Genomic DNA, 11,753 nt, shown 5'->3' on the forward strand with positions numbered 1-11,753 from the left:
CTATAAATGAAAATGCCCCTGCATCCAGAGGGATTGCAGGGGCATCATTCAGATCACGATACTGCGGACCATCCAGATGACACTCTGGGCGCAGTATTTTGTAATTTTTGGCAAATCACGCAGCCGATTAGCGACGCAGGCCTAATTCAGCGATCAAGTCACGGTAACGTGTGATGTCAGTTTTTTTCAGGTAGTCCAGCATTTTTCTGCGGCTGCTAACCATTTTCAACAGACCTTGACGTGAATGGTGATCATGCGTGTTGTTTTTGAAGTGGTCACCCAAGTTTGTGATACGCGCTGTCAGCAATGCAATTTGTACTTCTGCTGAACCAGTATCGCCGGTGCCACGACCATGTTTGTTAATAATTTCTTGCTTTTGTTCTGCTGTAATAGACATTAAAAACTCCAACTTTTTATTGGGCAGACAATCTGCCTAGTTAAATTCTGTGATAATCCAGCTATAAACCAGATTAACCAACCATTTAAAGCAGTGCGAATTCTACCGACTTTGCCTGTTTACTACAAGAAATTACTGTACTTCTTGTCTGACAAACAGACGTTTTGCCGTAATCACACCATCCTCACCAATATGCGCCAAACCAATAAATTGGTGATTATCATCAAGCAAACGAATATCTGCGCTTACTTGGGGTTCATCATGTTGTACTGGCTGGCCAAAATACAACTGACGGGTTTGTTCGGTATCAAGCGTTATTGAAGGCCAGGTTGGCAAAGCATCAAAGGCAGACAATAATTGCTCATCAATATTTGTTTGCTCAGTGTCAGCCAATGCCTCTAATTCATTTAATGGCAAAGCTTGTGCTAAATCATAACCAGCAGCTTTAACACGTCTGAGCATGACAACATGTCCACAGCTACCCATAGCTGCTGCAATATCCTGAACTAAGGTTCGAATATAAGTGCCTTTGCTACATGACACTTCTAACGTAAAGCTATCTTCAGTGATAGCCAATAAAGTGATGTTGTATATCGTAATAACGCGTGATTTACGTTCGATTTCGATACCTTGTCTTGCTAGCTTATAAAGCGGTTGACCTTGGTGCTTTAAAGCAGAAAACATTGGTGGGATCTGTTCTTGCTCACCAGTAAATTGCTGCAAAAGTATTTGTAATGACTCGGTATCAAAATCAGGAATTGATTTGTGGTCAATGACCTCACCATCACTATCACCACTATCCGTTGCAATACCTAACTTACAGGTAACTTGATAGGATTTATCGGCATCAAGAAGATACGTTGAAAGCTTGGTTGCCTCGCCTAGACAGATGGGTAACACACCGGACGCTAATGGATCTAAGGTACCCGTATGACCCGCTTTGTTGGCATTAAATAAGCGTTTAACGACTTGAAGAACACGATTTGAGCTGACACCAGAAGGTTTATCAACAATCATCATGCCGGTAATATCCCGGCCAGACTTTCTGCGTCGCGCCATAGTGGCTAATTAAGACTCGTCGTCAGTATTTTTGTTATCAGCGTTCGCTTTGCTGATGAGTGCATCCATGTAAAAGCCATGTTCCAAGCTATTGTCATAACGGAACTGTAACTCCGGCATAACACGAAGCTTAACGCGCTTAGCAAGCCCTTTACGCAAGAAACCACTGGCTTTAGTTAGACCTTGCAAACATTCTTCAGCAGCTTCATCACTATCAAAACCATTAAGGCGTGTGACGTAAACTTTGGCATATTTCAGATCAGCCGTCACATCGACATGCGACACAGTAACAAGGCTTACACGCGGGTCGGCCAACTCATGTTGAATGAGTTGGGCCAACTCGCGCTGCATCACTTCACCAATGCGACTGGTACGGCTAAATTCTCTGGCCATTACAAGCTCGGTTTCATTAAGACGCGTTCAAAGACTTCGATTTGGTCACCCGGCTGAACATCTTTGTAGTTTTTCACACCGATACCACACTCAGTACCCGCGTTAACTTCACTGACGTCATCTTTAAAGCGACGCAGTGACTCTAACTCGCCTTCATAAATAACAACGTTGTCACGCAGAACACGAATAGGGTTGTTACGTTTAACGGTACCTTCGATGACCAAGCAACCTGCAATATCACCAAATTTCGGTGAGCGGAAGACATCATCTACACGGGCAAGACCGATAATTTCATCTTTGTAGACAGGCTCAAGCATACCGGTCATGGCTTTAGTCACAACATCCAGCAAGTCATAGATAATGCTGAAGTACTGAACATCTAGACCACGCTCAGCGATAACTTTACGTGCTGTGTTATCGGCACGAACATTAAAGCCAATCAGGATAGCGTCTGAAGCTGCAGCTAACTGCGCGTCAGTTTCATTAATACCACCGACACCCGAACCAACAACACGCACTTTAACGCGATCAGTAGACAGTTTTTGCAGACCTTGACTCACCGCTTCGACAGAACCATGTACGTCACCTTTGATGACCACATTAAGGGTTTTAACATCACCCTCTTCCATCTTGTTGAACATGTCATCCAACTTAGCCGCTTGTTGCTGTGCCATCTTCGCTTCACGCGCTTTCGTTTGGCGGAAGTTAGCAATATCACGAGCGGTACGATCATCTGGCGCAACTTGTAATTCATCACCAGCAGCGGGTGTACCTGACAGACCTAATAGCTCAACAGGCGTTGATGGGCCAGCAGAGTCAAGCTGTTCGCCAGTTTCATTGAACAAGGCACGAACACGTCCATACTCTTGACCAACAACAACGATATCACCTTTATTCAAGGTGCCACGTTGAACCAGAACAGTAATGACCGTACCACGACCTTTATCAAGACGTGATTCAACAACGGTACCATGAGCAGGACCTTGTATAGGAGCTTTAAGCTCCATCACTTCGGCTTGCAGTGAAATGGCGTCTAATAAGTCATCAACACCATCACCAGTCAAAGCTGACACAGGGACAAACTGAACATCACCACCCCAGTCTTCTGGAATGACTTCGTGATTAGCAAGTTCCTGTTTAACACGGTCAGGATTGGCTTCTTGCTTATCCATTTTATTAATGGCGACAATTAATATTGAATCAGCAGCTTTTGAGTGCTGAATCGCTTCAATTGTTTGTGGCATAACACCATCGTCAGCGGCAACAACCAAGACCACAATATCAGTGACTTTAGCACCGCGTGAACGCATTTCTGTAAAGGCAGCATGACCAGGTGTATCTAGGAAAGTAACTTCACCACGACTGGTTTCAACCTTATAAGCACCAATATGCTGAGTAATACCACCGGCTTCACCCGACGTGACTTTCGTACGACGAATGTAATCCAATAGTGAGGTTTTACCATGGTCGACATGGCCCATTACAGTGACAACTGGTGCTCGAGAAACCGCCTCACCTGAATCTTCTTCAGAAACTGCAAGCGCTTGCTCGACTTCATTTTCTTGAACAGGTTTAGCAACATGTCCCATTTCTTCAACAACGATAACCGCTGTCTCTTGGTCAAGTACTTGGTTAATTGTTGCCATGGTGCCAAGTCCCATCAGGGTCTTGATAACTTCAGCAGCTTTAACCGACATACGTTGCGCCAGGTCAGAAACAGAAATCGTTTCAGGCACACTGACATCACGAACAACTGGCGCTGTTGGCTTTGAGAAACCATGTTCAGTTTCCATGACCGGTGTAGACTTTGGCGTCACACCTTTTTTCTTCTTACGACGACCGGACTTACCTTCACTTACGTGGAGTTCTTTACGCTCAAACTCATCATCACGCTGATAGCGACCTTTCTTAGCGGCTTTATCTTTACCGTGTTTAGCATCTGCTTCTTTGCGGTCGGGCTTTTGCTCTTTCGCTTGAGCAGCTGCAGCAGCAAGGCGCGCTTCTTCACGAGCTTTTTCAAGAGCCTCTTCCTCCTCACGCGCTTTACGACGAGCTTCTAGTGCTTTTTCAGCATCTATTCGTGCCAAGTTGGCAGCACGACGTTTCGCATCAGCCTCTTCGAGTTTTTTATGCGCAAGCTGAGAGGCTGTCAAAGCTGTTTCCGCTGGCTTTTTGTCAGTATTTGCCGGTTTATCAGATTTCTTAGGTGCTTTTTGCTTAGCCTCTTCAGCAATCGCCTTTTGCTCTTCTTCTGCAGCCAAACGTGCTTCTTCAGCAGCTTGCTTCTCAGCTTCAACAGCGGCAGCAACCGCAGCAGCTTCAGCTGCTTCAATTTCTTGCTGGCGAGTTAATTGTTCTTGCTGTTTGCGTAATACTTCTTGCTGACGTAATTGTTCTTGACGAGCTAACTCTTCAGCATGTGCTTGGGCTTGCTGTTGTTTTTCAACGTCAACACTTGGTGTGGCTTCAGATTCTGTGGGACGTTTGACGAAAGTGCGTTTTTTACGCACTTCAACGCTAACACTCTTACCACCAGCACGTGCGGAGCCGCCCAGTTTGATTTCACTGACAGACTTACGCTTTAGCGTAATTTTCTTAGGTGAAGCATCACTATCTTCACTTCGGCCATGACGCTGTTGCAAAAATTGCAATAATGTCTGCTTTTGCGCTTCAGTGATTAAATCATCAGCTTTAGAAACACTAATACCTGCTTCGTTAAGCTGTTCTACTAGTTTTTCAGCTGTAATACCGACGGTGCCGGCCAGGTCTTTAACCTTCATATCACTCATTGGTTATTCCCCTGTGTCAGTTGATTCATCGGCAAACCAAGATTCACGTGCTTTCATGATGAGTTCAGCTGCTTTTTCTGCTGTGACACCACCGATTTCAACCAATTCATCAACTGATTGTTCAGCGAGGTCATCAACAGTGACAACACCATGACTTTCTAGTTTGGCTGCTAATTCAGCGTCCATACCCGCCATTTCAGTCAATGCTTGGTCGGCATCACCTGACTCTAATTTTTCTTCACTAGCGATTGCGCGAGTTAACAACACATCACGAGCGCGTGAACGTAGTTCTTGAACGATATCGGCATCGAACTCTTCGATGTCGAGCATTTCTTGTTCTGGTACATAAGCAACTTCCTCTAATGATGAGAAGCCTTCTTGTGCCAGAATCAGTGCGACGTCTTCATCAACGTCGAGGTCTTTCATAAAGGTTTCGATCAGTACGCCGATTTCTTTTTCAGCTTTTTGATCAGCATCAGCTGCTGACATAACGTTTAATTCCCAACCCGTTAATTGGCTGGCGAGACGAACGTTTTGACCACTACGACCAATCGCTTGTGACAACTGGTCTTCTTCAACAGCGATGTCCATGCTGTGTGCATCTTCATCAACAACAATAGATAAAACTTCCGCTGGTGCCATTGCATTAATAGCAAAACGAGCAGGATCCTCATCCCAAAGAATAATATCGACACGCTCACCAGCTAATTCATTAGTGACAGCTTGTACACGTGAACCACGCATCCCAACACAAGCACCAACAGGATCAATACGTGATTCGTGGGCTAAAACTGCAATCTTGGCACGTAAGCCCGCATCACGAGCAGCACCTTTGATTTCAATCAAACCATCGCTGATTTCAGGAACTTCTAAACGGAATAGTTCGATTAACAGTTGCGGTGCAACACGGCTAACGATCAGCTGTGGACCACGACCTTCTGAACGAATTTCTTTTAAGTAACCACGAACACGGTCACCACTACGGAAGCTTTCGCGTGGAATCATTTCTTCACGTGGCAATAATGCTTCTGCGTTGGCGCCTAAATCTAAAGTAACGTTACCACGCTCAACACGCTTAACAGTACCCAAAATCATTTGACCGACTTTCTCGCGATACATATCAACGACTTGAGCACGTTCGGCTTCGCGGACTTTTTGAACAATAACTTGTTTAGCAGTTTGAGCAGCGATACGACCAAACTCTACCGAATCCATTGGCTCACGAATGTAATCACCAACGGCGATGTCAGATTGTTTTTTCTGTGCATCACTGAACAAAATTTGAGTTTCTTCACCTTCAAATTCTTCATCATCATCGGCAACAACTAACCATTGACGGAAAGTTTCATAATTACCAGTGACACGGTCGATAGCAACATGTGCATCAATAGCCATTTCATAACGTTTGCGAGTGGCCATTGCCAATGCTGCTTCAATCGCCTGAAAAATAACTTCTTTGCCAACGCCCTTTTCATTGGACATGGCATCTACTACTAGTAAGATTTCTTTATTGTTCATCACGCCCCCAGTGGATTTTTTGCCGGGAAAAATCCAAGCCAAGTTTTATTTAACCGTTAATAATACGCTTTTTTTCAGGCAATTAGCCGAGCTTTAGCCAGCTTTGCCACAGGTAAGGCATAAACCTCACCATCGACTTCAATCAAAATCTCACCGTTCTCAAAGCCTTGTAATTGACCAGTAAAATTACGACGACCTTCGACTGGTAATTTCATACTGATTTTGGCTTGTGAACCCACAAAACGCTCAAAATCACGTTGTTTGAACAATGGTCGGTCAAAACCTGGTGAAGAAATTTCAAGCATATAGGCTTGTTTGATCGGATCTTCAACATCCAGCACACCGCTCACTTGGTGACTGACCCGCTCACAATCCTCGATACCGATACCTTGATCAGAGTCGATATAAATTCGAAGAACAGGGCTTTGGCCGCCTTGAATGTACTCCACGCCAACCAGTTGGTAACCCAACGATTCAATAGGCGCTTCAATTAATTGTTCAATTTGATCGGTAATGGCCATAAGCAAATCAAAAAAAAAGGGCCATCGGCCCAATTTAAACTCCCTAAAAACAAAAACCCCATTCAGGGGTCTTGTTTCGTAATATTGGTAGCGGGGGCTGGATTTGAACCAACGACCTTCGGGTTATGAGCCCGACGAGCTACCAGGCTGCTCCACCCCGCACCTGACTAAGACGCAAAGTATACATAGCAATGCCCTTGCACGCAAGGCCGATTATCAATTCTCTTTTAATTTTCTGGTTAGGGTATTACGTCCCCAACCTAATAGCTTGGCAGCTTCTTGGCGCTTGCCTGCAGTTTTCTCTAATGCCACTTCCATGAGTAGTTGCTCAACCATAGGAACAACATCTGCCAAAGCGCCCTCTTGGCCGCTTAATGCTTTACCTGCAGCCCATTGTCTAAATAGTTGTTGCCAATCACTATTACGACGCGTTTGATCGCTACCGCCCTCAGCTGATAACTCAACTGGTAGGTCTTCCATTTGCACAACTTGTCCCGGCGACATCACCATCAGCCATCGGCACACATTCTCAAGCTGACGCACATTACCCGGCCATGGCAACTGTGATAAATATTGCTCGACATCTGTCGCAACAGACTTACTGGCCATATTTAATTCACGAGCCGCTTTACTTAAGAAATAAGCGACTAATGCTGGAATATCTTCACGACGCTCTCTTAAAGCAGGTGTATGGATCCGAATAACGTTTAAACGATGGAATAAATCCTCACGAAAATCTCCACGCTCAACACGTTGTTCAAGGTTTTGATGAGTCGCAGCAATAATCCGCACATCCGCTTTCACTGCACTATGCCCACCAACACGGAAGTACTCGCCATCTGATAACACGCGCAATAACCGCGTCTGCAATTCGATCGGCATATCACCGATTTCGTCTAAAAATAACGTACCGCCGTTAGCTTGTTCAAACCGACCTTTGCGAGCGGCATGGGCACCGGTGAAGGCCCCTTTTTCATGACCAAATAATTCTGACTCTAAAAGTTCTCTGGGAATAGCCGCCATATTAAGGGCAATAAATGGCGCACTTCGGCGCGGGCTATGTTTGTGTAATGCATGTGCAACTAGCTCTTTACCCGTGCCCGACTCACCATTAATAAGTACGGTAATGTTAGATCTTGCTAAGCGCCCAATGGCCCGAAAAACTTCCTGCATAGCAGGTGCTTCACCAATAATCTCTGCGCCAAGGTTTACATCATCATTAGGATTTGCATGTTGCTGAAGACGATGATTAATTGCTCTTTGGACCAGCTCAACCGCTTCATCTACATCAAACGGTTTTGGTAAATATTCGAAAGCACCGCCTTCATATACCGATACTGCGCTATCTAAATCGGAATAAGCGGTCATGATAATGACAGGTAAATCTGGTTGACGTTGTTGGATATCGGCCAATAGTTGTAGGCCATCCATTCCTGGCATTCTGATATCACTGACTAGTACATCCGGTTTTGGTTGGGAGCTACGCTTAAGTTGCTCTAATACCAAATCGGCACTTTCAAATGTTTCGACGGTAATATCCACGGCTTCGAGGGCTTTTTGTAAAACCCAACGAATTGACCGGTCATCATCGACTACCCAGGCGATTGCTTTAGCGACCACGATTACTAGACTCCAAAGGAAAAATTACCGAAAAAATAGTCTGTCCGGGATGACTACTACAAAGCACGGTACCGCCATGTCGTTGCACAAGGTTTTGTACAAGATAGAGACCAAGACCTGTGCCATCAGCTCGGCCAGTCACTAGCGGATAAAACAAACTGTCTTGAAGATGTTTGGGAATACCCGGCCCATCATCTTCAATCTCAATTAAGACACCTAAACGATAGAACTGTTTATCAATCGTTAGGTTGCGTTGTATGCGGGTACGCAGTCGAATAATGCCGCGACCATGCATGGCTTGCACTGCGTTTCGAACAATATTTAAAAAGATTTGGATGAGTTGATCTAAGTCTGCCGTTAACTCAGGAATACTCGGATCATAATCAGCAATAAATCTCAGCCGCTCATCAACTTCAATATCAACTAACTGACGAACACGTTGTAAAACTTCATGGATGTTCACATCCATTTTTTCCGTTTGTTGGTAAGGACCCAACATACGGTTCATCAAATTCTGTAAACGGTCAGCTTCGCTGATGATGATCCGGGTGTATTCTTTCAAATCGTCAGAATCGAGCTGTCGTTCTAATAACTGTGCAGCACCACGTAATCCCCCTAGAGGGTTTTTGATCTCGTGCGCCAGTCCCCTTACAACCTGTTGCTGGGTGTGAAGGTTTTCATCGCGGTTTATCCGTTGTTGATAATCTAGTTGAGCAACTTCCAAAAGAATATAAGGCGCTTGCAAGTCGAGTAACTTGACTGAGCAATCGACAACAACTTCACCACTAGCGGGTAGGAATAACGTTATTTCTCGCTCTATCAGCGCTTGACCGCTATTTAATACGCGCTTTAGTGAGGCTAACAATCGTACCTCACCAGGCAACAACATTTGGAATGGGATGTGTTCTGCTTGACGCTGTGAGATCTCAAACATGATCTCGGTTGCGGTATTGATATAACAAACACGGAACTGCTGATCCAAAACAATTACTGCAGTCGTGAGGTTTTCAAGCACGTCACTGCAGGCCAGTAAGTCTTGGTTCATAGGCAATTCATCGCATTTCATGTGATTGCAGTTTGCAAAAACTAATCCAACTTATTTCCATCAGGCCAAAATAACGAATTAAGCCTATGAAGCAAAAGGGATTAATTTTACCAAACACATTTTAAAAAACTGCATTCGGTTAAAAGAGACTGTGTTTGCAAAGATTATACGCACACTTTTGGTGCGTAGCTGATTTTACGATGATTTAACTGAAAGATAATGATGGCTTATGGGCTACCACCAGGAGCTGGTGCTGGATTAGGAGTCGGAGCAGGACTTGTTCGTGGGTTAAGTAAAATGCTATTGCGTTGAAGATGGAATTTAATTTCAGGACTATTGGCCAATACTTCACCATTAATATTCATCACAACAGCAGAAAGTGTATGTGTTCCACGATCAACATTCGGTAAGCCAAAACTTAATGATGGACGTGGATCGCCATAAGGCAAGCCATCCATTTGTAACTGAATCAAATCACCACGCTGCTGATTTAATGCTGGTTGGATCTGAATATTAACGGTCAGATTGCCATCATTGACACGAATGGCTTGGTCATCCTGAGGACTAACAATCTGCAATGCATAACTTGGCGCCGGAGGCATATCCTCACCGTCTAATTGCTCTGACTGATCGTCGAACTCATTAGATGTAATTTCTTCAGGTACATCAACAGGAGTATAAACCGATGCTTGAGGAAGCACTATTTTTTCAGCATTTTCAGCAGGTTGATCAGTAAAAACAACGTTGCCGTTTTCATCGACGGACCGATAAACGCCAGCTGTTGCCGTGATGGCAGTAAATAACAATATTAAAGGCCAATATTTCATAAAGTTAATATAGGCCAGCAATAGCATCGTTGCAAGTGAACATCGTTACAAACAAAAACGCCTCCACAAGGGAGGCGCTTATGCTTACAACCAAGGTTGAATTAGACGCTGTAGTACAGGTCAAATTCAGCTGGGTGAGTTTCCATACGTAGACGAGTAACTTCTTCCATCTTAAGTGCGATGTAACCGTCGATCATATCGTCAGTGAATACACCACCTTCAGTTAAGAAAGCACGGTCTTTATCTAACTCTTCTAGAGCTTGATCTAATGCATGACAAACTTGTGGAATCAGTTTTGATTCTTCTGGTGGTAAGTCATACAGATCTTTATCCATAGCATCGCCAGGGTGGATCTTGTTCTTAATACCATCAAGACCAGCCATCATCATGGCAGAGAATGCCAAGTATGGGTTTGCTGATGGATCAGGGAAACGTACTTCGATACGGCGTGCTTTCGGATTGCTAACGAAAGGAATACGAATTGACGCAGAACGGTTACGTGCTGAATATGCCAACATAACTGGAGCTTCGAAACCTGGAACCAAACGTTTGTAGCTGTTAGTACCTGGGTTAGTGAAAGCGTTCAGTGCTTTAGCATGCTTAATGATACCGCCGATGTAGTACAACGCAGTTTCAGACAAACCACCGTATTTGTTACCTGTGAACAGGTTATCGCCACCTTTCGCCAGAGATTGGTGAACGTGCATACCGCTACCGTTATCACCAACTAATGGTTTAGGCATAAATGTCGCTGTTTTACCGTATGCGTGAGCAACGTTATGAACAACATATTTCAGAATTTGAACTTCGTCAGCTTTACGTACTAATGTGTTGAATTTTGTACCGATTTCGCACTGACCCGCAGTAGCAACTTCGTGATGGTGAACTTCAGTTACCAGCCCCATCTCTTCCATTGTCAGACACATTGCTGAACGAATGTCTTGTAAAGAGTCAACTGGAGGTACTGGGAAGTAACCACCTTTGATGCTTGGACGGTGACCTTTGTTACCGTCTGGGAATACTTTTTCAGTATTCCAAGATGATTCAGAAGAATCGATCTTGTAGAAAGAACCTGAGATATCGCTGCCCCAACGAACGTCATCTAAAATGAAGAATTCTGGTTCAGGACCAAAGAAAGCTGTGTCAGCCAAACCCGTTGATTGCAGGTAAGCTTCCGCGCGTTTAGCAACGCTACGTGGATCACGCTCATAACCTTGCATTGTTGCAGGCTCAACGATGTCGCAACGAATAATCATTGTGCTGTCGTCCATGAATGGATCCATAACAGCAGTTGTTGGGTCAGGCATCAAAATCATGTCAGATTCGTTAATGCCTTTCCAACCAGAAACTGAAGAACCGTCGAACATTACACCTTCAGCAAATGTATCTTCACTGATGCCGTGCGCTGGGTAAGAAACGTGTTGCTCTTTACCACGAGTGTCGGTGAAACGGAAGTCGACGAATTTGACGTCCTCGTCTTTCATCATCTGTAAAACATTTTCGACTGACATGTAATTTCTCCAAATTTAAATTTGCACCGCTGGGTGCCACAAAAAGACAAATCTAATAACAGCACAAAGCTTG

Annotated in this window: 10 protein-coding genes and 1 tRNA gene; all 11 read right to left on the bottom strand. The window is 44.4% G+C overall.

All coding sequences use genetic code 11. The features are described from left to right. Positions 1-127: 127 nt before the first annotated feature. Entirely contained in the window at positions 128-397 is a 270-nt protein-coding gene (gene rpsO, locus OMP94_RS07340; RefSeq protein ID WP_266277632.1) for a 30S ribosomal protein S15, read from the bottom strand. Positions 398-529: 132 nt separating this feature from the next. Continuing rightward, a complete protein-coding gene (gene truB, locus OMP94_RS07345) occupies positions 530-1,456 on the bottom strand; it encodes a tRNA pseudouridine(55) synthase TruB (protein ID WP_266277633.1) in 927 nt (308 codons plus the stop codon). 9 nt (positions 1,457-1,465) lie between these two features. Beyond that, positions 1,466-1,849, bottom strand: a complete 384-nt coding sequence (gene rbfA / locus OMP94_RS07350) for a 30S ribosome-binding factor RbfA (RefSeq protein ID WP_266277634.1) — start codon at positions 1,847-1,849, stop codon at positions 1,466-1,468. Then, positions 1,849-4,638, bottom strand: a complete 2,790-nt coding sequence (infB, locus tag OMP94_RS07355) for a translation initiation factor IF-2 (RefSeq protein WP_266277635.1) — start codon at positions 4,636-4,638, stop codon at positions 1,849-1,851. The genes rbfA and infB overlap by 1 nt, the downstream gene beginning before the upstream one ends. Before the next feature lie 3 nt (positions 4,639-4,641). Further along, positions 4,642-6,156 carry a transcription termination factor NusA gene (nusA, locus tag OMP94_RS07360; protein WP_266277636.1) on the bottom strand — a complete coding sequence of 505 codons (1,515 nt, stop codon included), beginning with the start codon at positions 6,154-6,156 and terminating at the stop codon, positions 4,642-4,644. 74 nt (positions 6,157-6,230) lie between these two features. Then, complete coding sequence (rimP, locus tag OMP94_RS07365) at positions 6,231-6,677, bottom strand: ribosome maturation factor RimP (RefSeq protein WP_266277637.1); 447 nt, start codon at positions 6,675-6,677, stop codon at positions 6,231-6,233. An 85-nt stretch (positions 6,678-6,762) separates the two neighbouring features. Further along, a tRNA-Met gene (locus OMP94_RS07370) sits at positions 6,763-6,839 on the bottom strand. A gap of 54 nt (positions 6,840-6,893) precedes the next feature. After that, the gene (ntrC, locus tag OMP94_RS07375) at positions 6,894-8,297 is read right to left on the bottom strand and encodes a nitrogen regulation protein NR(I) (RefSeq protein WP_266277638.1); all 1,404 of its coding nucleotides are present in this window, start codon (positions 8,295-8,297) and stop codon (positions 6,894-6,896) included. Continuing rightward, positions 8,287-9,342, bottom strand: coding sequence for a nitrogen regulation protein NR(II) (gene glnL / locus OMP94_RS07380; RefSeq protein ID WP_266277639.1), 1,056 nt, complete (start codon positions 9,340-9,342; stop codon positions 8,287-8,289). Before glnL ends, ntrC begins: the two co-directional genes overlap by 11 nt. A 227-nt stretch (positions 9,343-9,569) precedes the next feature. Further along, entirely contained in the window at positions 9,570-10,169 is a 600-nt protein-coding gene (locus OMP94_RS07385; RefSeq protein ID WP_266277640.1) for a DUF4124 domain-containing protein, read from the bottom strand. 101 nt (positions 10,170-10,270) lie between these two features. Then, positions 10,271-11,680 carry a glutamate--ammonia ligase gene (glnA, locus tag OMP94_RS07390; RefSeq protein ID WP_266277641.1) on the bottom strand — a complete coding sequence of 470 codons (1,410 nt, stop codon included), beginning with the start codon at positions 11,678-11,680 and terminating at the stop codon, positions 10,271-10,273. Positions 11,681-11,753 lie beyond the last annotated feature (73 nt).

The organism is Methylophaga sp. OBS3 (assembly GCF_026319325.1).
GTDB lineage: Bacteria > Pseudomonadota > Gammaproteobacteria > Nitrosococcales > Methylophagaceae > Methylophaga.